Consider the following 18,504-nt stretch of genomic DNA (forward strand, 5'->3'; position numbering starts at 1 on the left):
TCTTTCTGCACTTCTTAATTTTCCCGTCGGGCATGCTCGCCGATAAAGGTTTCGACGGCTTTAAGCTCGGCGTCCAGGATATCGAAGTGCTCCTCCCTGTCCATCAGATCAGCAAGCCACGCCGGAAGCGCGGGGTCAATACCGCTCGCCGATTTTACCGCGGCCGGGAATTTCGCCGGATGGGCGGTGGCGAGCGTCACCATGGGGGTCGACGGCTTCTCGAACTTCTGCGCGACGAACACGCCGACGGCGGTGTGCGGATCGAGCAGATAGCCGGTCTCAGCCAGCGTGTCGCGAATGGTCGAGGCCACCTGCTTCTCGCTGGCACGGCCGGCGCGAAACTCCTTGCGGATCGCCTTCAGCGCGCCGGGCTTGATCTCGAAACCGCCGGACTGCTTGAGGCTTTCCATCGCCGCGCGGATGGCGCTGTCGTCGCGGTCACAGGCCTCGAACAGCAGGCGCTCGAAGTTGGACGAAATCTGGATGTCCATCGACGGCGAGGTGGTGGCCGACACGCCCTTCATCTCGTAGCGGCCGGTCTTCAGCGTGCGGGCGAGAATGTCGTTCTCGTTGGTGGCGATCACCAGCTTGTCGATCGGCAGGCCCATCTTCTTGGCGACGTAGCCGGCGAAGATATCGCCGAAATTGCCGGTCGGCACGGTGAAGGAGACCTTGCGGTCCGGGCTGCCGAGCGAAATCGCCGCGGTGAAATAATAGACCACCTGCGCCATGATGCGCGCCCAGTTGATCGAATTGACGCCGGAGATCTTCAGCCGGTCGCGGAAGTCGATGTCGTTGAACATCGCCTTCACCAGGTTCTGGCAGTCGTCGAAATTGCCCTTGATGGCCAGCGCGTGCACGTTCTCGGCCTTGGACGTGGTCATCTGCCGCTGCTGGACGGGCGAAACCTTCTCATGCGGGAAGAGGATGAACACGTCGGTGCGGGCCCGGCCGGCAAAGGCGTCGATCGCCGCCCCGCCGGTATCGCCCGAGGTGGCGCCGACGATCGTCGCCCGTTCGCCGCGCTGGGCGAGCGCGTGGTCCATCAGCCGTGCGAGCAGCTGCATCGCGACGTCCTTGAAGGCGAGCGTCGTGCCGTGGAACAGCTCCAGGATGAAGGAATTCGGCCCGGTCTGCACGAGCGGTGCGACGGCCGGATGGCGGAAGGTGGCATAGGCCTCGTCGATCATGGCACGGAACAGGTCGGCCTCGATCTCGCCGCCGGTGAACCGGTAGAGCACCTCGAAGGCGATGTCCTGGTAGCTCTTGCCGCGCAGCGCCCGGATTTCCTTCTTGCTCATATGCGGCCACTTGCGCGGCACGTAGAGGCCGCCGTCGCGGGCAAGCCCGGCGAGAAGAGCGTCACAGAAACCGAGGCTCTTTGCCTCTCCGCGGGTCGAGATGTAGTCCACGATGCTTGTCCTTGGTCTTGAAGAAGGGAGGGGCTTGTCGGGCCGGAGACTACGCCGTTCAGGGCGCCGTCGGTCGTCTTTTCGCTCCGGTCGTGACGGGCTGGTCCAGGCTCAGCGCCGGGTGCGGATCGACACCGACCGGCAAGACCGGGGCACCGTCACCCCGCAGGCGTTGAAAATTAAACCAAAACACCGGCGACCCAATCGATTTTTCGCTGCGCCGCTGGTATAGACCATCGGCAAGGGGCATGAAAAGCCTCAATTCGAATGGCTTTTGGCTTCCTCGAAGCCAGCAATGCGGAAGGTGTGAGTATCGTGTCTGTAATGGTATCGCGCGGGGTCTTGGCCGCATCCTTGTTGATGGTTCTCTCAGGCTGCAATGCCGGCAATCCCGGAGGGGTGCTCGGCTCGGCCGCAGACAAGCCCACCGCCGCCCCGGCTGCCAGCCCCGCCGCCGATGCGGCCGCCGCCGTGCAGGGCTTCTGCCCGCCGATCACGCTGAGAGACGGCACGGCCTACCATCGCACCTATGCCAAGGGCGCCAAGGACGATGCGACGAAGATCGTCTACCAGGCATCGCTCGCCGACACGACACGCTCGTGCACGCGCTCGGAAACCGGCATGACGATCACCGCCATGGTCCAGGGACGGCTGGTGGCCGGGCCCGAAGGCAAGGCCGGGCAGGTCATGCTGCCGATCCGCGTCGCGGTGACGGACGGCGAGACAGTTGTCTATTCCGAGTTGACGCAGTTTCCCGTGACGCTGGCCGACGTCGCTCAGGCAAGCCAGTTCGTCTTCACCAAGGACGTGCCGGTTCCAGGCAATGTCAGCGGTCTCACCAAGGTTCATGTCGGTTTCGACGAGGGGCCGGTCAAGAAGAAGTAACCAGCCAGGTCGGCGCAAATTAGCAAAGGGACGGCCGCCGGGCGCCGCGTTCCACAAGGATTGTCCTGGAACGTTGCCACTCGGTCGTTGATCTCACCAGATGCCGGGGGGCATGGGTGAAAATCGGAATTGTCAGAAATCCCGTCTCGGGTGGCCAGTCAGGCCACGCGCGGTGGCGGGTCATCAGCAACGTATTGGCCGAACACTTTCCCGAGTGCGACGTTCGCGAAACCGCGGGCGTCGGCGATGCGGGGCGGCTGACGATCGAACTGATCGCCTCAGGCTGCGGCCTGATCATCGCCATCGGCGGCGACGGCACGATCGGCGAGGTGGTCGACGGGATCATGCGCTCGGCCAGGCCGCAGACCGCCTTTTCCTTCATGTCAACTGGCACTGGCTGCGACTTCGCCCGCAATTTTTCCCTGCCGAGCGAACCGGACGCCCTGGTGCGCCGGATCGCCGAGGCGCCCGTACGCCAGATCGACATCGCCCGCATCAGTGGCCTGTCGGCCGACGGCAAGATGCTCGAACGCCATTTCGCCAACATTGCCAGCGTCGGCGTTTCCGGGCGCATCGTCCAGGCGGTGAACGGCCGTGGCCGGCGCGTGGCGAGCGGCTCTCTGCGCTTCCTCTTGTGCTCGGTGCGCGAGATCCTCCGCTACAGGCCCGAGGGCGTGCGCGTGGTGATCGATGGCAAGGAGGTCTTTAGCGGCCCGGTGACCGTGGCGGCTGTGGCAAACGGCTCCTGGTTCGGCGGCGGCATGCATGTCGTGCCCTTCGCCGATCTGGCCGACGGCCTGCTCGACATCGGCATCCTGCGCGGCGCGAGCAAGACCGGCGTGCTCGGCATCCTGGCGCGGCTCTATTCCGCCTCGCATATCGGCCACCCGCTGATCAGCTTCCATCGCGGACGTGTCGTCGACGTCGAGCCGTGTGGCGGGGCGACGCTTTCGATCGAGGCGGATGGCGAGACGCTGCCCTTCGACCGTCTGCACGTCGAGGTCATGCCTTCGGCCCTCAGCCTGAAGATCTGAGCTTTGCTCTTGTAGGGAAGGGGGCTTTCGACGGTCGCCCTTGGTCCGACGACCGGCTCAGAATGCGCCGGCCCATTCTTCCATGGCGGCGATCACCGCCGGCAGGTCCACCATGCGGGAAATCACCGTTTCGGCGCCGGCATCGGTCAGCCGGTCGGCATGCGACGGATAGGTGTGCGAGGCGCCGGTAAAGCCGATCACCCGCATGCCGGCGGCGCGCGCCGCATGCACGCCGTGCACGCTGTCCTCGATGACCACGACCTTGTCCGGCGAAACGCCGAACTGGGCGGCGCCATGCAGGAAGATGTCCGGCTTCGGCTTGACGCGGTCGGCGCCGAGATCCTTGGCCGAATAGATATGCGGCGCGAAGAGCTCCTTCAGGCCGACCTTGGTCAGCATCATGTCGAGCCGCGCCAGCGAGGAATTGGAGCAGATGCAGCGCGGGCCCTTGAGGCGCGCAAGCGCAAACTGCACGCCCTCGATGATCTTGACCTCGCGCGCGAGCCGCTGGTCGAGCAGCTTTTCCGACTTGTCGAGCAGGCTGGCCGAAAGCGGAATGTCGACTTCCTTCTCGACGGCGAGCAGGATGTTCTTCCAGGTCATGCCGGCGAAGCGTTCACCCATTTCCTCGACCGAGATCGGATAGCCGGCCTCGTTGAGCAGCTTGGATTCGACCTTGGCCGCGATGATTTCGGAATCGACGAGCACGCCGTCGCAATCGAAGATGGTGAGGTCGAAGCCGCTCATGGGGGAGATCCGTCTAATCGTCTTGGGAAGGCGCCTCACCTACACGATGATCCGGCAAAGGACAATCCGCGAGTTGGTTGCGGCCCGCTTCAGCCGGCCGCCCCGGGTGAGGCGAGCGCCAGTAATTGTGGCTCGAGAGCCGACAGGTCGCGGAGGCTTGCGCGGTCCTGCCCCATCATGTCGGCCATCCACACGCCGTCGGCGGCGAGCCGGACGATCTCCATCTGGGCCGTGCCGTCTGTCTCCCGATGCGCCTCCAGCCGTTCGTCGAGCCAATCGGACCAGAGCCGGCGCATGCCGGGATCGGCGACCATCGTCACCGAAAGCGCGGCCCAGGGGCTCCTCATGCCGAGCTTGTGGTCGGCGAAGGCGGCCCGCACATAGGCGCGGGTGAACCGTCCGACCGGTTCTCGATCCTTAGCCATGTAGCGATCGATCTCGTCCCCGAACTGTTGCAAAAGATCCGTGAATACCGCCTCGATCAGCGCCTGTTTGCTGGCAAAATGATGTAGCAGGCCGCCCTTGGTCACGCCGGCCGCCTCGGCGACCGCCTGGATGGTGATCGCGGACGGACCCTGGTCGACCGCGATCTTGGCGGTTCGGTCGAGCAGCGAGCGGCGGACCTTGTCCGGCTCCTTCTTGCGCATATGGGCGTTGGTCATCAGCCGTGCGAAACCGAGTTGGAGAAGACATTCATGACGATGACGCCGGCGACGATCATGCCGATACCGGCCATGGCGGGCAGGTCGAGCGACTGCTTGAGCAGCAGCACGGAGATCATCGCGGTGAGCACGATGCCGAGCCCGCCCCAGACCGCATAGGCGATGCCGAGCGGCACGCCCTTCAGCGCCTGGGAAAGAAGGTAGAACGAGACGATGTAGAACAAGGCCATCGCCGCCGTCGGCAGCGGCTTCGAAAACTGCTCCGATTTCTGCAACAGGGTGGTGGCGATCACTTCGCAGACAATGGCGCCGCCCAGCGAACCATAGGCAAGAAACAAAGGGTTCATCGAAAATCTCACATCGGGAAAGGTCAGGTCATAAACATACCGTCTGGACGGTTTCTTTGCAAGCCTGCGGAATGCTGCGAGCTGTCCGGATCATGAGGCGGCCGGCGATTATGGGCAAAGGGCCGGGGAAGGGGCTGTCTGGGAGGCTCTGGCCGATGGCTTCCCGGCAGGGGACGCTCAGCCGGCGAGCGGGAACATTGCCGCAAAACGCCGCTCGCCCTCGGGCGAAAAGACGATCGCGCGGCTGCCGGGCGCGCGCCGTGCATGGCCGTGTGTGAGGAAGTGGTCGAGCAGCGCCTTGCCGAGCGCCCCGGAGAGGTGGATGCGCCGCTCGCTCCAGTCGAGGCAAGCGCGGCAGAGCGGACGGCGCTGCGCTTTCAGGCCCGCCAGGTCGATGCCGTTGTCGCAGACCAGCGCTTCGCCGGCGGGCGTCAGCTGCGGGTGTTCCTCCTCGCCGACGATGGCACCCATAATCCGCAGGCTGTCGAGCATGCGCACACCGTAGTCGCCGGCGAGATGGTCGTAGCAGATCCGCGCCTTGCGCAGCGCCGGCTCCTTCGGCCCCGCCTTGTGGCGCACATGGCCGCGGGCGGCGGCAAAGCCCATCAGGCCCTCGATCATGCGGCCCACCGCCAGGTCGGCCAGCGTGAAATATCGGTGCCGCCCCTGCTTGCGCTGGGCCAAGAGTCCGCCCTCCTCGAGCTTGGCAAGGTGCGAGCTGGCCGTCGGCAGACCGATGCCGGCGGCGCCGGCAAGCTCGGTGGCGGTCAGCGCACGCCCGTCCATCAGCGCCAGCAGCATGTTGGCGCGGGCGGGGTCGCCGATCAGGGCGGCGAGGCGGGCAATGTCGGGTCCTTCACTCATGCTTCGATCGTAATCGAAGCATTGCCGTCGGGCAATATGCGAGGAGGGGACATCGACATGGCTACAGCATGAAAGGAAAACCCATGATCACCTGCGTCATCCGCTACGAGATCGACCCCTTTGCGAAGGACGCCTTCACCACCTATGCCCGCAACTGGGGCGAGGCGATCCCGCGTTGCGGCGCCGATCTCGTGGGCTATTTCGCCCCGCACGAAGGCTCCGCCACCACGGCTTACGGCATCTACCACGTCAAGGACCTTGCGGCCTACGAAGCCTATCGCGCCCGGCTCGCCGCAGACCCGCTCGGCAAGGCCAATTACGAGTTCGCCCGCAATGCCCGCTTCATCCTCAAGGAGGACCGGCTGTTCCTCAAATGTGTGTCCGGGCTCCCGGCCAACATGGTGCAGCCATGATCGCGGTGATCTTCGAGGTGACGCCCTATGTCGGCGAGCGACACCGCTATCTCGACCTGGCCGGCGAGCTGCGGGCAAAACTGGAGGCGATGGACGGCTTCATCTCCGTCGAGCGCTTCGAAAGCCTGACGGTGCGCGGCAAGCTTCTGTCCCTGTCCTTCTGGCGCGACGAGGAGGCGGTGCGCCGCTGGCGCGAGACGGAGGAGCACCGGGCGGCACAACAGGTGGGACGCGGCGGTGTCTTCGCCGACTATCGCCTGCGCGTCGCCCACGTGCTGCGCGACTACGGTCTTCGTGAGCGGGAGGAGGCGCCGCCCGACAGCCGGGCCGTCCATGGATGACGTCCCGCCGGCGGGTCGATGGGGCGTTCGTCTCGACAATCCCCCGGCTGCTGACTATGCAGGTGGCATGGAGAAAGAACACGACGACACCATCGCCAGCCGCATCAGCCGTGCCCTCGCGGAGCGCATCATCCATGGCGAACTGACGCCCGGCGCGCGCCTTGCCCAGGACCATATCGCCGAGGAGTTCGGGGCGAGCCACGTGCCGGTCCGCGAGGCCTTCCGGCGGCTCGAAGCGCAGGGTCTCGTCGTCAGCATTCCCCGCCGCGGCGTGCGCGTCGCCTCGTTCGACCTTAGGCAGGTGCGGGAGGTCGCCGAAATGCGCGCAGCCCTCGAGGTGCTGGCGCTGCGCCATGCCGCGCCCCATCTGACGGGCGAGGTGCTCGACGCGGCCGAGCAGGCGGCAACCGATGCCGACGACGCCAAGGATGTCCGCGCCTGGGAGGAAGCAAACCGTCGCTTCCATCGCCTGATCGTCTCGACCTGCGGCATGCCGCGCCTGCTCTCCGTCATCGACGACTTGCATGCCGTCAGCGCCCGCTTTCTCTTCGTCGCCTGGCGCGCCACCTGGGAGGCACGCACCGACCACGACCATCGCGCCATCCTCACGGCGCTGAGGGAAGGGGATGTCGGCGAGGCCTGCCGCATTCTCGAGCGGCACGTCCAGTGGATCGGTCGTGCGCCGGTGCCGCTTCCCGGCCGCCCCGAGACCGAAGGTTTTGCCATCGTCGGCTGAATTTTCCCAATTTATAGATTAAATGCGAATCCTGCGGAATGCCTGCAGGACATGTGTTGTTACGCTCATCGCGCGCTGGCGGGCTCCTGGATCCACGGATTTCTCGCCGGTCTCAATTCACCTCGCCTTGGCAGATCTCAAAATAATAGATAAAAGATTCGTCGTGCATCAAATTATCTATAAAATGGAGATTGCAATGATGTCTGTCCTCACGACCGCCGCTCGCGGCTTCGATCCGCTCGGCATCGGCCGCCGCTCGCTGGCCACCCAGTCCGTGCTTCTGGTCTTCGGCACGGCCGTACTGGCGCTCGCCTCGCAGGTGAGCGTACCCATGGTGCCGGTGCCGATCACCCTGCAGACCCTCGCGTTGACCATGATCGGCGTGCTCTACGGCTGGCGCCTCGGCGTCCTGACGGTTCTCGCCTGGCTCGGCGAGGCGATGATGGGACTGCCGGTGCTCGCCAACGGCGGTGGTGGCCTGACGCCCTTCGTCGGTCCGACCGCCGGCTATCTCGTCTCCTTCCCGATCATCGCGGCCCTGGCCGGTCTTCTGGCGGAAAAAGGCTGGACCGGCGAGCGGGTGGTGCTGAGCTTCTCGGCGCATCTGCTGTCCAACCTGCTGTGCCTGGCCATCGGCGGCGCATGGCTCGCCTACCTGCTGGGCGTGGAGAAGGGGCTTGCGCTCGGTGTCGTGCCCTTCATCCTCGGCGCCGTCATCAAGTCCGCGCTCGCCGCCGCCCTGCTGATGGCGCTCGGTCGTCGGACGGGCAAACCGCTCGACCTCTGAGACAGGGACCACCGAACCCGTGACCGTCCGGCTCCGTGCCCACCATCTGCTCTGCATGCTGACCTATGTCGGCAAGGGCTATTCCCCCGCCTTCGTCGAGAACTACGAGGCGATCGCCGCCCGTCTTTCGGCCGGTGAGGAGATCGAGCTGGTGGCGGGGCCGGACGACATTTGCGGGCCGCTCACCGCAAACCCCGATGCCCATTGCCATGGCGAGAGCGTCGTGGAGCGGGATCGGGCGGCGGTGGAGGCCGTCGCCCGCCTGCTCGGCAGCCCCCTTGGCCCCGGCGCCCGCATCACGCCGAGCGCCAGTCTCCTTTCCCGCCTGCGAAAAACCTTCGCGACCGGCGAGATCCGCACCGCCTGTTCCGGCTGCGAATGGTCCGACCTCTGCGACGGCGTCGCGGACGGCGGCTATGCCGGCGCGCGGGTGGCGCCATAGGCGGCCGTCCTTCTCCCCGCCGGCTGGGGGAGGTGGCGCGAAAGCGCCGGATGAGGAGCATAGCCCGAAGCGGATGACACGTCCCGCGACCTCTGGCAGACTGCCGAAAGGAGGCGCCGTCATGATCACGCTCGACACCCTGCGCGACATCATTCTCGCCCTGCCGGGCACCGAGGAGACCACCTCCTGGGGGTCGCCCTCCTTCAAGGTCAACGGAAAGGCCATGGTCTTCTGGAACCCGACGCATGACTGCCCGGTGTTCAAGGTTCCCTTCGAGGAGCGCGACCATCTGATCGACATCGATCCCGACACTTTTTTCACCACCGACCACCACCGCCCCCATCCGCTGGTGCTCGCCCGCCCGGACCGCGTCGCCATCGAATGGGTCCGCGCCAACCTCACCCGCGTCTGGCGCGCGCAGGCGAAGAAGGCTGCGGTCAGGGCCTGGGATGCGGAGCAGTAGGTTTCGCGGCGGGGAAAGCTCGGCGAGCTGGCCAAATGTCAGCGCCGGAGGCCGGTGTCGGATCCGGAAAACCCCCTCTGGCCTGCCGGCCATCTCCCCCACAAGGGGGGAGACGACGCGTGGCGGCGCCCGGGCTCCTGTGCAGACGGAGGAAAGCCCCTCCCCCTTGTGGGGAGGGGTTGGGGAGGGGATCTTCGTGCTGTGCCGGGGAGGGGCTCCCTGAGGAGCAGCTGCAAGCGATCTCCCGGCGGAAGGCGCTGCGTCAATCTTCCACCAGACGCAGACGTGAGGTGTTGGCCGCGAGACCTACCCGCGCGCCGCCCAATTCGGCGCGCCAGTCCGCCTCAGCTGATCTTGTCGATGAATTCCACTTCGCCGGTGGCGATGTCATAGACGGCGGCGACGATCTTGACGTGGCCCTCTTCGACGAGGTGCGACACGATGTGGCTTTCCTCGGCGATGCGCCTGGCGCCCGACACCGCGTTGTTGCGCACCGTCTGGCCGACGAAATCCTCCGACTTGAACAGGGCGGCGAGCGCGACGGGCAGGATCGGTTGCACCATCTTGCCGATCGAACCTTCAAGCTCGACGCCCTTTTTCACCACGTCGCAGGCGGCCGAGACCGCGCCGCATTTCTTGTGCCCCATCACGACGATCAAGGGCGCATGCAGGTGTTCGGCGCCGTATTCGATGGTGCCGAGCGCGCCGGTGTCGAGCACGTTGCCGGCATTGCGGATGACGAAGAGTTCGCCGAGCGTCACGCCGCCGAAGATCAGCTCCGGCGTCACGCGGCTGTCCGAACAGGTGAGCACGATCGCCCAGGGGTGCTGGCCACCGGCCAGTTCCTCGCGGCGCTGGGCGAGATCGGCGGCGCAGGCATTGGCATCCTCGACAAAGCGGCGATTGCCTTCCTTGAGCTTGGCCAGCGCCTGCTTGGGCGAGAGAGCGGGCGCCTCTGCCGCATGCGGGTCGGCGGCATGGGCTTCGGTGGCAGGAGCTTCGGCGGTTGAAGCATGGGCGACCGGCGCTTCAGCAGCGTGTCCTTCCGCGGCCGCCGCGGGGGCAGCCTTCTTGTCCGAGGCCACGGCCGGGAGGGCGACCGTTGAGGCGACAAGGCCGATGCCGGCGAGCTTCATCAGGTTGCGGCGATTGAGGCGCTGGTTATCGCAGTCGAGGCACATCTGGCAGACTCATATTTGTCGTTGGTACGCCGCCGCGATGGCGCAGGCCCGTCCCTTGGGATCCGGGTTCACTTCGTCATGGCAGTGGCGCTTGGCGGATCCACCATCAGGCATATTTGTAAATTAAGTTTTTCTAAAATATGCGGCTTGCGAGCGAATGCTGACTGTTTTTGGACTCTGGACCTGTTTTCCCGACGCGGCGATCGTCGGTCGGATCCAGCGGGATCATCGTGCGACAAGCGAGACGCCGCAGAAAAACTCCGGCCGGACGGGCGTGCCTCACGGGCGGTCGCCCTTTGCCGTGTCCCCGCTTCGGTGGCCTCTTTCGGCACGCATGGCCGGCACCCAACGGAAATTCTCCGCCGTCCTTCAGCCTTTGGTAACCAAGTTCGGTAACCATAAGCCTCGTTATCCCGTGCTGCGTCAGCGTAAGAGTGAGTAACCGATGGCTTCCGTATTCCCGCTCGCCGATCTCCGCCGTTCCACTGATCCCTTCTCCTGGGTCAATTCGATCATCAAGGGCGACTGCGTCGCGGCGCTGGAAGCGCTGCCCGACAAGTCCGTCGACGCGATCTTCGCCGATCCGCCGTACAACCTTCAGCTCGGCGGCGCGCTGCACCGCCCGGACCAGAGCCTTGTCGATGCGTGCGATGACGAATGGGACCAGTTCGCCTCCTTCGAGGCCTATGACGCCTTCACCCGCGCCTGGCTTCTGGCCTGCCGCCGCGTGCTAAAGCCCACCGGCACGATCTGGGTGATCGGCTCCTACCACAACATCTTCCGCGTCGGTGCGACCTTGCAGGATCTCAATTTCTGGATCCTCAACGACATCGTCTGGCGCAAGACCAACCCGATGCCGAACTTCAAGGGCCGGCGGTTCCAGAACGCCCACGAGACGATGATCTGGGCCTCGCCCGACGCCAAGTCCAAGGGCTACACCTTCAACTACGATGCGCTGAAGGCCTCGAACGACGATGTGCAGATGCGCTCCGACTGGCTCTTCCCCATCTGCTCGGGTGGCGAACGCCTGAAGGGCGACGACGGCAAGAAGGTCCATCCGACCCAGAAGCCGGAAGCCCTGCTCGCCCGCATCATCATGGCCTCCACCAAGCCGGGCGACATCGTGCTCGACCCGTTCTTCGGCTCCGGTACCACCGGAGCAGTCGCCAAGCGCCTCGGCCGCAACTTCGTCGGCATCGAGCGCGAGCAGGATTACATCGACGCGGCCTCGGCCCGCATCGCGGCCGTGACCCCGCTCGGCAAGACCGAACTGACCGTGCTGACCGGCAAGAAGGCCGAGCCGCGCGTCGCCTTCAATACGCTGGTCGAGAGCGGCATGGTCAAGCCGGGCCAGGTTCTCACCTGCGCCAGGCGCCGCCACTCGGCCGTGGTGCGCGCCGACGGCACGCTCGCTTCGGGCAGCGATGCCGGTTCCATTCACCGTCTGGGCGCGAAGGTGCAGGGCGTTGATGCGTGTAACGGATGGACCTTCTGGCACATCGATGACGGGCAATCCCTGCGTCCGATCGATGAACTCCGGACGATCATCCGCAGTGGGCTGGCAAAGCTGGACTGACGATCCGCCCAGCTTTGCCAGTCCGGAGTTTCTCCGGCCGGTCTTGTACCTCTAGTCCCGGCAGGAGAGCCTTGACGCCCGGTGCGAAAGCGCCGGGCGTCATCCGTTTCGGGAATGACTTCTTCTAGACCTTGTAGTCCGTCACCTCGACCGAGACGATCTTGCCGTCGGCATTGAAGGTGATGGTCTCCTCGCCGAAGCGGATGAGCGGCTCGCCGGTCTCGGCATTCGTCGCCTTCAGCCGCCAGACGGCCCGGGCGGCCAGCGGCGAGACCGCCTCGATCAGTTCGTCAACCGCCTGCTGGTCGGGATAGGTTTTGAAATACTGGCGAAACGCCGCCAGGATCGCGTCGCGGCCCTGAAGCCCTCCGACCTTCACCGAGCCATAGACCGCATCGTCTGCGTAGAAATCCTCGATCACGGCGAAGTCGAGATCGTTGACGGCGTCGAGATAACGCTTGGCGGCGGCGACAGGGTCGAAGGTCATGAAGGCTCCAGGAGGCACGGGGGAAATTTTTGGCGCTTGTGGCGGATCGCCGCGGCTGGGCACCACCTTCGCCCAGCCGACAGTTTCGGACAAGTCGGTCCGCCTAACCATGGCGGCGAAACATGGGGATGACGAAGACGTGACGGCATTGCTGGATCAGGCGAAGCAGCAGTTCAACGAGGGCGATCTCAAATCCGCTCTCGCGACGCTCTATTCGCTGTTCGAGACCGAGCGCGGCGATCCGCAGCCGATGATCCTCGCCGCCACCATTCACGAGCGGCTGGGCGATCGGGCCATGGCCGCGACCTTCTATGCCGGCGCCATCGATCTGACCCCGAACCTCAAGCGCGAAGTCGCCTTCCGCGCCGCCTCCCACTATCTCGCCGTCGGCGACGGCGATGCGGCGCTCTCCGCCATGCTGATGCTGGAAAAGCATCTGCCGGACGATCTCGATCTCGTCCATTCGATCTGCAGCCTTCATCGCGAAGCCGGCCGTTATGCCGATGCGCTGCCCTATGCGCGCACGCTGGCGGTCAAGGGCCAGAACTTTGGCAATTTCCTCAATGCCGGCATCGTTCTGTCCGGGCTCGGCCTTTACGAGGAAGCCTATCCGCCGCTGCTTCAGGCCTATGCGGCGACCCCCGAGGAGCGGCTGGCGCTGTCCGAACTCTTCTGGTGTGCCGGAAACCTCTGCGATTTCCCCCTTGCCGACCGCCTGCAGGCCGAACTTCAGGCAGCCTATGCCCGCGAAGGCGCGACCGCGGACATCCGCGAAAACGCCTTCCGCGCGCTGGTCTGGTCCGGCGACGAGGAATATCACGCCCGCTGCGCCCGCCGCACGGCCGAAGCGGTCTTTCCCTCGGTTGCGCCAAAATGGTCGCGCACCGAGCGTGCGCCCGGCCCGATCCGCATCGGCTATCTCTCGTCCGATTTCTGCGACCATGCCACCATGGCGCTGTTCGCCGGTGTGCTGGAAGCCCATGACCGCGACCGGTTTGCCGTCTACGGCATCTGCCACACGGCGGAAGACCAGCGCAAAGGCCCGGTGCGCGAACGTTTCCTCGAGGCCATCGATTTCTACATCGACATCCTCGCCCTCGACGACGATGCCGCCGCCGAACTGGTGCGCTCGCTCGATCTCGACATTCTCGTCGACCTCAAGGGCTTTACCCAAGGCAATCGGCTCGGCATCTTCTGCCTCCGTCCGGTGCCGGTGCAGGTCACCTATCTCGGTTTTCCGGGCTCGGTCTCCGGCGTCGGCATCGACTATGCCGTCACCGATCACATCGTCACACCCGATCGCTCGATCCCCTTCTACCAGGAAAAGCTGCTCCGTCTCGACGGCAGCTACCAGGCGAACGACCGCAGCCGCGAGGCGGTGGAACGCGCGCCTGACCGCGCCGCCGCCCGCCGGGCCCATGGCCTGCCGGTGGACGGGATCGTGTTCTGCTCGTTCAACCAGCCGCAGAAGATTCGCGGCAATGTCTTTGCCGCCTGGATGCAGGTGCTGGCCGCCGTCGAAGGTTCGGTGCTGTGGCTGACCGACCCGTCGCCGCTGATCAGGGCAAACCTGCAAAAGGCGGCGAAAGCGCACGGCATCGACCCGGACCGCCTGGTCTTTGCGCCGAAAATGCCGCTGGCCGAGCATCTGCGCCGCCTCGTCGAGGCCGACATCGCCCTCGATACCGCACCCTATAACGGCCACACCACGACCTCGGACGCGCTGTGGTGCGGCGTGCCGGTGGTGACCGTCAAGGGCACGAGCTTTGCCAGCCGCGTGTCGGATAGCCTGCTTTCCGCCGTCGGACAGCCGCAGCTCGCTGCCGGTAACCTTTCAGAATTCGTCCGCCTGGCGGTCGAACTGGCGCAGGACGGGGACCGCCATCTCCGCCTGCGCCAGAATCTCATCGAGGCGCGCCTGACCGCGCCGCTGTTCGACACGGAACTCTTCACCCGCCGGCTTGAGGAGAAGTTCCTCGAGATCGCCGCGAGCTGATCGGTCCTATCGGTTGCCCGCTCGTTTCGGCTTGTCCTCGCCGCCGTCTTCGGAAGCAAAGATGCTCGTGAGAACCGCGGGTTTCCTGTCCGGAAAGCGCGCGATGATCTCGAGGTCGCCTCCCATCGCCGTGATGTAGTCGCGCAGGGTCGACAGGAGCAGATCGCTGCGACGCTCCATGCGCGAAACGTTTTCCTGATTGACGCCGAGAATTTCGGCCACCTTTTCCTGCGTCAGGTCGCGTGCCTTGCGCAGGTCCTGCAAGGTCCTGTACTCATCCAGCCGCTCCTGGCCGCGCTTTTCCAGTTCCCTGCGCTTTTCCTCGGGCAGGGTCGCCAGAGCCTCGTCAAGCGTTCTTGCCATCGTCTTTTCCTTCCAGATCCTTCAGATGCTGCGTGAAGCGCCGGTCCGCCTTGTCGATCAGCTGTTTGTAGAAGCGCTTTTCGCTCCCGCCGGACTTGTCCGCAGCGACAAGCAGCACGGCCTGCCGCTTCGGGTCGAACGCATAGGCGACCCGCCAGACGCCGTCATCGGCCTTGAAGCGCAGTTCCTTCATGTTCGGGTGGCGAGAGCCTTTCAGTGTGTCGGCCCATGGGCGCCCGAGCTGCGGTCCATAGGTCTTGAGCAGCGGCAGGCTCGCGAAGATTTCGTCCCTGACCGGCTCGGGCAGGGCCTCGAATTCCGGATCGAAGGCTTCATGCAGCAATACGCTCCAGGTCATGCGAAAATATGACATGGAGCGCATATGATTTCAATGGCATTTTGTCGCGATGACCCGCGCCCGACCTTAGACCTCGACGCCGAAATCCCTCAGGTCCGCCCGCAGCTTGTCCGCTCCGAGGAACTGCACCGCTTGCCAGCCGGCGGCGCGGGCGCCTTCGACATTGACGGTCACGTCGTCGATGAACAGGCAGGCGGCCGGATCTAGGTCGAAATCGGCGGCGTGGCGCTGGTAGATCGCCACGTCCGGCTTCAGCAGGCCGACCTCGCCGGACACGGTCACGCCGCGCGGCAGGTCGAGGAAGGGATAGAGTTTCCGCGCCTCCTGGAACGTGTCGGCGGCGAAATTGGTCAGCATGGTGACGTCACGGCCGGCGTCGATCAGCCCGGTCATCAGCGCCACGCTGTCCTCATAGGCATGCGGCACCATCTCGCGCCAGTTCAGCCGGAAGGCGCGGATCTGCTCTTCTCGCTCGGGATAACGGGCGATGACCTCGGCCTCGGCCTCGGCCCAGCCGCGCCCGCGGTCCTGTTCCATGTTCCAGTCGTGGGTGCAGACATTGTCGAAGAACCAGCGACGTTCCGCCTCGTCGGGAATGATGCGGGAATAGGGCAGGTTGGGATCGTAGTGGATCAGCACCTTGCCGATGTCGAAGACGATATGGCGGATGGGTTCTGGCATGTCTTATCCTTTGTCGATCGAAAACGCGGTCGGAATAGCGGCGGCAATTGCTTTTTTCATGACAGTCGGCAGCGCCTCGCCGTCAAGATTTGTGACCGGCGCCCAGAAGCCGTGAACCGCGCCGGCATCCGAACGGGAAACCTGCACCCGGTAGACGCCGAGCCGGAGCTCGAAATGGGTAAACACATGGGTGACCGTGCCGCAGGCCTGCCAGCCGGCGGCAAAGGGCGCGGCATTCATGCCCGTCTCTCCGTCCACCCGCGAGGTCCAGGCGGTGGTCGGCACCTCGGTCATGCCGCCGAGCAGGCCGCTGTCGGGCCGGCGTCTTAAGAGCAGGTGCCCGTCCGTGTCGACCGCGACGAAGGCCGCTCCGAGCCGCACCGGCTTTTCCTTCTTCGCCGCCTTGACGGGAAACCGCTCCGGCTCGTCCTTTGCCAAGGCGATGCAGACATCGTTGAACGGGCAGAGCGCACAGACCGGCCGCTTCGGCGTGCAGATCGTCGCGCCGAGATCCATCATCGCCTGGGCGAAGTCGCCCGGCCGGTCCTGCGGCGTAATCATCGCGACGCGGGCCTTCATCTGCGGCTTCGAGCCGGGCAGGGGGGCGTCGATGGCAAAGAGCCGTGAGATCACCCGCTCGACATTGCTGTCCATCACCGCCGCCGGGCGGTTGAAGGCGATCGCGGCGACGGCCGCCGCCGTATAGTCGCCGATGCCCGGAAGCGCCTTCAGGCCTTCCTCCGTGTCGGGAAACCGCCCGCCATGCGCCGACGCCACCGCCTCGGCGCACTTTTTCAGGTTGCGGGCCCGCGCGTAATAGCCAAGCCCCGCCCAGGCGACCATCACGTCCTCCGAAGGAGCGGCCGCCAGATCGGCGACGGTCGGCCAGAGCCCGACGAACTTGGCGAAATAGGCCTTCACCGCCGCGACCGTGGTCTGCTGCAGCATCACCTCGGACAGCCAGATGTGATAGGGATCGGGCGTCACGCCGCGTCTGGCCATTGCCGGCGAGATGCGCCAGGGCAGGTCGCGGTGGTGGCGATCATACCAGGAGAGCAGAGGCGCGGCCGCGGGTTTCTTCTGGATTGTCACGCTCGTCATTTGCTGCTCATGGGGGAAGTGCCCTATATCTGGCTAAATCACCCGGCCGTTCAAGGGGTGATGTGAAAGGCTCAGACGGTTTCCATGCGTGCTCCCAGAAAAGGCGTGATCCAGATCTCCGAGGTGGCGAACGGCATCATCGATCCGATGTTGGCCCGCCGCGCCGGCATCAACACGGCGCTGCTCGGTTCCTGGGACGAGATCGCCGGCGAGAATTTCGCCGATTGCACGAGGCCGGAAAAGATCGCCTGGCCGCGCCATGGCGATCCGGGCGACGAGGGCGGCCATAGACCCGGCGTACTGACCATCGCCTGCGAGGGCGCCCGCGCGCTCTTTCTCTCGCATGCCCAGGGCGAACTGATCGCACGCATCAACGGCTTCTTCGGCTATCCGGCGATCGGCCAGATCCGCATCGTCCAGAAGCCGGTCTCGACCGCGACGCTGAAGCGTCCGCGGCCGCGCAAGCTGGAGGGCGAAAAGGCCAAGAAGCTCGCCGGCATGATGGAAGGCATCACCGACGACAAGCTTCGCCTGGCAATCGAGCGTCTCGGCACGGGCGTCATGTCGGCGCGGCGCAAATAGCCGCCCAGCCGCGAACATGAAGAAGATTTAATGCGTTAGCCTCCTGAAGTCACGATTCTTTGATGCATCGGGCCTATGCCCGCCTTGTTTGCTGCCGATTGCCGCGATAACGGTTGGGCAACGTCAAAAACAGTCATCAGGGTGCATTGATGCCGAAACTCGATCCGATCCTCTCCAAGAGCCGCCTGCTCGGTGGCGCCGCCGTCATCGCCATGGCCGCCGTACTTGCGTCCTGCAGCGACGACACCGAAAAGAAGGCTGCCGACGCGGCGCCGAAGCCGGCCGAAACCAGCACGGCGGCGCCTGCCGCTCCGGCCACGCCCGCAGCTCCGGCCGAAACAGCAACGGCGCCTGCGGCCACGACTGCACCGGCCGCCGCACCGGCTCCGGCCGCCACGGAAACTGCCCAGGCACCGGCGCCCGCAGCCGAACCGGCCGCTCCGGCCGCCAAGGTCGAACTGCCGACCTCCGACCGCGACATCGACATGGCCGAGGCGCTGAAGCCCGGCCCGATGAAGGAAATGGCGCTCGGCGATCCGAACGCTCCGGTCAAGATCATCGAATACATGTCGATGACCTGCTCGCACTGCGCCAACTTCCACACCAAGACCTTCGACGCGATCAAGGCCAAGTATGTCGACAGCGGCAAGGCCTACTTCATCGTCCGCGAATTCCCCTTCCCGGGCGACACCGCGTCGCTTGCCGCCTTCATGCTGGCGCGCTGCACGCCGGAGGAGCGCTTCTTCCCCTTCGTCTCGATGTTCATGAAGCAGCAGATGACCTGGGCCGCCCCGGCGGACAACGATGTGCGCGGCGCCATGCTGCAATTGTCGAAACTCGGCGGTTTTACACAGGAGAGCTTCGACGCCTGCTTGACGAACCAGAAACTTGCCGGTGATGTGACGGCAGTCCGGGATCGCGGGGCCAAGGATTTCGGCATTCAGTCGACGCCGACCTTCCTGATCAACGGCAAGAGCTATTCGGGGGACATGTCGGTTGATACCATGTCGGCGCTCATCGACAGCATGCTCTGATCGGCGCTCCGG

The 18,504-nt window shown here is 65.2% G+C and carries 23 protein-coding genes; 12 read left to right on the forward strand and 11 right to left on the reverse strand.

The window, feature by feature from the left end; translation table 11 throughout:
- Nucleotides 1-14: 14 nt before the first annotated feature.
- The gene (gene thrC, locus L867_RS0111015) at nt 15-1,412 is read right to left on the reverse strand and encodes a threonine synthase (protein ID WP_028736934.1); all 1,398 of its coding nucleotides are present in this window, start codon (nt 1,410-1,412) and stop codon (nt 15-17) included.
- Nucleotides 1,413-1,727: 315 nt separating this feature from the next.
- Here thrC and L867_RS0111020 point away from each other — a divergent pair, with 315 nt between their 5' ends.
- Together L867_RS0111020 and L867_RS0111025 are read left to right on the forward strand one after the other, a co-directional pair.
- The gene (locus L867_RS0111020; RefSeq protein WP_028736935.1) at nt 1,728-2,297 is read left to right on the forward strand and encodes a hypothetical protein; all 570 of its coding nucleotides are present in this window, start codon (nt 1,728-1,730) and stop codon (nt 2,295-2,297) included.
- A 116-nt stretch (nt 2,298-2,413) separates the two neighbouring features.
- Nucleotides 2,414-3,331 carry a diacylglycerol/lipid kinase family protein gene (locus L867_RS0111025; protein ID WP_028736936.1) on the forward strand — a complete coding sequence of 306 codons (918 nt, stop codon included), beginning with the start codon at nt 2,414-2,416 and terminating at the stop codon, nt 3,329-3,331.
- 57 nt (nt 3,332-3,388) lie between these two features.
- On the opposite strand, the gene L867_RS0111030 is transcribed toward L867_RS0111025, so the two are convergent.
- From L867_RS0111030 to L867_RS0111045, 4 genes are all read right to left on the reverse strand, one after another.
- The gene (locus L867_RS0111030; RefSeq protein WP_028736937.1) at nt 3,389-4,078 is read right to left on the reverse strand and encodes an HAD family hydrolase; all 690 of its coding nucleotides are present in this window, start codon (nt 4,076-4,078) and stop codon (nt 3,389-3,391) included.
- 89 nt (nt 4,079-4,167) lie between these two features.
- Nucleotides 4,168-4,740, reverse strand: coding sequence for a TetR/AcrR family transcriptional regulator (locus L867_RS0111035; RefSeq protein ID WP_028736938.1), 573 nt, complete (start codon nt 4,738-4,740; stop codon nt 4,168-4,170).
- Nucleotides 4,740-5,087, reverse strand: a complete 348-nt coding sequence (locus tag L867_RS0111040) for a DMT family transporter (protein WP_028736939.1) — start codon at nt 5,085-5,087, stop codon at nt 4,740-4,742. Before L867_RS0111040 ends, L867_RS0111035 begins: the two co-directional genes overlap by 1 nt.
- A 177-nt stretch (nt 5,088-5,264) precedes the next feature.
- Nucleotides 5,265-5,951 carry an ArsR/SmtB family transcription factor gene (locus L867_RS0111045; RefSeq protein WP_028736940.1) on the reverse strand — a complete coding sequence of 229 codons (687 nt, stop codon included), beginning with the start codon at nt 5,949-5,951 and terminating at the stop codon, nt 5,265-5,267.
- Nucleotides 5,952-6,034: 83 nt separating this feature from the next.
- Between L867_RS0111045 and L867_RS0111050 the strand changes: the two genes are divergently transcribed.
- The 6 genes from L867_RS0111050 (at nt 6,035) to L867_RS0111075 (ending at nt 9,133) form a co-directional block, all read left to right on the forward strand.
- Nucleotides 6,035-6,364 carry an NIPSNAP family protein gene (locus L867_RS0111050; protein ID WP_028736941.1) on the forward strand — a complete coding sequence of 110 codons (330 nt, stop codon included), beginning with the start codon at nt 6,035-6,037 and terminating at the stop codon, nt 6,362-6,364.
- Nucleotides 6,361-6,705, forward strand: coding sequence for an antibiotic biosynthesis monooxygenase family protein (locus tag L867_RS0111055; RefSeq protein ID WP_028736942.1), 345 nt, complete (start codon nt 6,361-6,363; stop codon nt 6,703-6,705). Before L867_RS0111050 ends, L867_RS0111055 begins: the two co-directional genes overlap by 4 nt.
- Nucleotides 6,706-6,772: 67 nt before the next feature.
- Nucleotides 6,773-7,441 carry a GntR family transcriptional regulator gene (locus L867_RS0111060; RefSeq protein ID WP_028736943.1) on the forward strand — a complete coding sequence of 223 codons (669 nt, stop codon included), beginning with the start codon at nt 6,773-6,775 and terminating at the stop codon, nt 7,439-7,441.
- Between the two features lie 199 nt (nt 7,442-7,640).
- A complete protein-coding gene (locus L867_RS0111065; protein WP_028736944.1) occupies nt 7,641-8,228 on the forward strand; it encodes a biotin transporter BioY in 588 nt (195 codons plus the stop codon).
- Nucleotides 8,229-8,247: 19 nt separating this feature from the next.
- Complete coding sequence (locus tag L867_RS0111070) at nt 8,248-8,670, forward strand: DUF1284 domain-containing protein (RefSeq protein WP_028736945.1); 423 nt, start codon at nt 8,248-8,250, stop codon at nt 8,668-8,670.
- Between the two features lie 121 nt (nt 8,671-8,791).
- Entirely contained in the window at nt 8,792-9,133 is a 342-nt protein-coding gene (locus L867_RS0111075) for an MmcQ/YjbR family DNA-binding protein (protein WP_028736946.1), read from the forward strand.
- A 344-nt stretch (nt 9,134-9,477) separates the two neighbouring features.
- Here the strand turns inward: L867_RS0111075 and L867_RS0111080 are convergent, their stop codons facing one another.
- Nucleotides 9,478-10,314, reverse strand: coding sequence for a carbonic anhydrase (locus L867_RS0111080; RefSeq protein WP_028736947.1), 837 nt, complete (start codon nt 10,312-10,314; stop codon nt 9,478-9,480).
- 445 nt (nt 10,315-10,759) lie between these two features.
- On the opposite strand from L867_RS0111080, the gene L867_RS0111085 reads away from it, so the two are divergent.
- A complete protein-coding gene (locus L867_RS0111085) occupies nt 10,760-11,890 on the forward strand; it encodes a site-specific DNA-methyltransferase (RefSeq protein ID WP_028736948.1) in 1,131 nt (376 codons plus the stop codon).
- Nucleotides 11,891-12,014: 124 nt separating this feature from the next.
- Here the strand turns inward: L867_RS0111085 and L867_RS0111090 are convergent, their stop codons facing one another.
- Complete coding sequence (locus tag L867_RS0111090) at nt 12,015-12,377, reverse strand: nuclear transport factor 2 family protein (protein ID WP_028736949.1); 363 nt, start codon at nt 12,375-12,377, stop codon at nt 12,015-12,017.
- Here L867_RS0111090 and L867_RS26410 point away from each other — a divergent pair.
- Entirely contained in the window at nt 12,376-14,373 is a 1,998-nt protein-coding gene (locus L867_RS26410; RefSeq protein WP_084638522.1) for an O-linked N-acetylglucosamine transferase, SPINDLY family protein, read from the forward strand. The two genes, L867_RS0111090 and L867_RS26410, sit on opposite strands and share 2 nt — an antisense overlap.
- Nucleotides 14,374-14,379: 6 nt before the next feature.
- Here the strand turns inward: L867_RS26410 and L867_RS0111100 are convergent, their stop codons facing one another.
- From L867_RS0111100 to mutY, 4 genes are read right to left on the reverse strand one after another with little or no spacing between them, the layout of a single operon-like run.
- Nucleotides 14,380-14,736 (reverse strand): XRE family transcriptional regulator, encoded by a 357-nt coding sequence (locus tag L867_RS0111100; protein ID WP_028736950.1) that lies wholly within the window; start codon nt 14,734-14,736, stop codon nt 14,380-14,382.
- On the reverse strand, nt 14,720-15,118 hold the full coding sequence (locus L867_RS0111105; RefSeq protein ID WP_408605971.1) for a type II toxin-antitoxin system RelE/ParE family toxin: 399 nt from the start codon (nt 15,116-15,118) through the stop codon (nt 14,720-14,722). The genes L867_RS0111100 and L867_RS0111105 overlap by 17 nt, the downstream gene beginning before the upstream one ends.
- A 42-nt stretch (nt 15,119-15,160) precedes the next feature.
- Entirely contained in the window at nt 15,161-15,775 is a 615-nt protein-coding gene (locus L867_RS0111110; protein ID WP_028736952.1) for an HAD family hydrolase, read from the reverse strand.
- Between the two features lie 3 nt (nt 15,776-15,778).
- Nucleotides 15,779-16,876 (reverse strand): A/G-specific adenine glycosylase, encoded by a 1,098-nt coding sequence (gene mutY / locus L867_RS0111115; protein ID WP_028736953.1) that lies wholly within the window; start codon nt 16,874-16,876, stop codon nt 15,779-15,781.
- Between the two features lie 84 nt (nt 16,877-16,960).
- Here mutY and L867_RS0111120 point away from each other — a divergent pair, with 84 nt between their 5' ends.
- Nucleotides 16,961-17,458 (forward strand): DUF721 domain-containing protein, encoded by a 498-nt coding sequence (locus tag L867_RS0111120; protein WP_028736954.1) that lies wholly within the window; start codon nt 16,961-16,963, stop codon nt 17,456-17,458.
- 149 nt (nt 17,459-17,607) lie between these two features.
- Nucleotides 17,608-18,492 (forward strand): DsbA family protein, encoded by an 885-nt coding sequence (locus L867_RS0111125; protein ID WP_028736955.1) that lies wholly within the window; start codon nt 17,608-17,610, stop codon nt 18,490-18,492.
- Nucleotides 18,493-18,504 lie beyond the last annotated feature (12 nt).

This window comes from Paenirhizobium selenitireducens ATCC BAA-1503 (genome assembly GCF_000518785.1).
Classification (GTDB): domain Bacteria; phylum Pseudomonadota; class Alphaproteobacteria; order Rhizobiales; family Rhizobiaceae; genus Allorhizobium; species Allorhizobium selenitireducens.

Coding starts and splice junctions, on each gene's coding strand:
- L867_RS0111045 (WP_028736940.1), bottom strand. CDS start 5,951: ATGAGTGAAGGACCCGACATTGCCCGCCTCGCCGCCCTGATCGGCGAC.
- L867_RS0111075 (WP_028736946.1), top strand. CDS start 8,792: ATGATCACGCTCGACACCCTGCGCGACATCATTCTCGCCCTGCCGGGC.
- L867_RS0111080 (WP_028736947.1), bottom strand. CDS start 10,314: ATGTGCCTCGACTGCGATAACCAGCGCCTCAATCGCCGCAACCTGATG.
- L867_RS0111050 (WP_028736941.1), top strand. CDS start 6,035: ATGATCACCTGCGTCATCCGCTACGAGATCGACCCCTTTGCGAAGGAC.
- L867_RS0111120 (WP_028736954.1), top strand. CDS start 16,961: ATGCGTGCTCCCAGAAAAGGCGTGATCCAGATCTCCGAGGTGGCGAAC.
- L867_RS26410 (WP_084638522.1), top strand. CDS start 12,376: ATGAAGGCTCCAGGAGGCACGGGGGAAATTTTTGGCGCTTGTGGCGGA.
- L867_RS0111090 (WP_028736949.1), bottom strand. CDS start 12,377: ATGACCTTCGACCCTGTCGCCGCCGCCAAGCGTTATCTCGACGCCGTC.
- mutY (WP_028736953.1), bottom strand. CDS start 16,876: ATGACGAGCGTGACAATCCAGAAGAAACCCGCGGCCGCGCCTCTGCTC.
- L867_RS0111035 (WP_028736938.1), bottom strand. CDS start 4,740: ATGACCAACGCCCATATGCGCAAGAAGGAGCCGGACAAGGTCCGCCGC.
- L867_RS0111100 (WP_028736950.1), bottom strand. CDS start 14,736: ATGGCAAGAACGCTTGACGAGGCTCTGGCGACCCTGCCCGAGGAAAAG.
- L867_RS0111125 (WP_028736955.1), top strand. CDS start 17,608: ATGCCGAAACTCGATCCGATCCTCTCCAAGAGCCGCCTGCTCGGTGGC.
- L867_RS0111105 (WP_408605971.1), bottom strand. CDS start 15,118: ATGCGCTCCATGTCATATTTTCGCATGACCTGGAGCGTATTGCTGCAT.
- L867_RS0111110 (WP_028736952.1), bottom strand. CDS start 15,775: ATGCCAGAACCCATCCGCCATATCGTCTTCGACATCGGCAAGGTGCTG.
- L867_RS0111060 (WP_028736943.1), top strand. CDS start 6,773: ATGGAGAAAGAACACGACGACACCATCGCCAGCCGCATCAGCCGTGCC.
- L867_RS0111085 (WP_028736948.1), top strand. CDS start 10,760: ATGGCTTCCGTATTCCCGCTCGCCGATCTCCGCCGTTCCACTGATCCC.
- L867_RS0111040 (WP_028736939.1), bottom strand. CDS start 5,087: ATGAACCCTTTGTTTCTTGCCTATGGTTCGCTGGGCGGCGCCATTGTC.
- L867_RS0111065 (WP_028736944.1), top strand. CDS start 7,641: ATGTCTGTCCTCACGACCGCCGCTCGCGGCTTCGATCCGCTCGGCATC.
- L867_RS0111030 (WP_028736937.1), bottom strand. CDS start 4,078: ATGAGCGGCTTCGACCTCACCATCTTCGATTGCGACGGCGTGCTCGTC.
- L867_RS0111055 (WP_028736942.1), top strand. CDS start 6,361: ATGATCGCGGTGATCTTCGAGGTGACGCCCTATGTCGGCGAGCGACAC.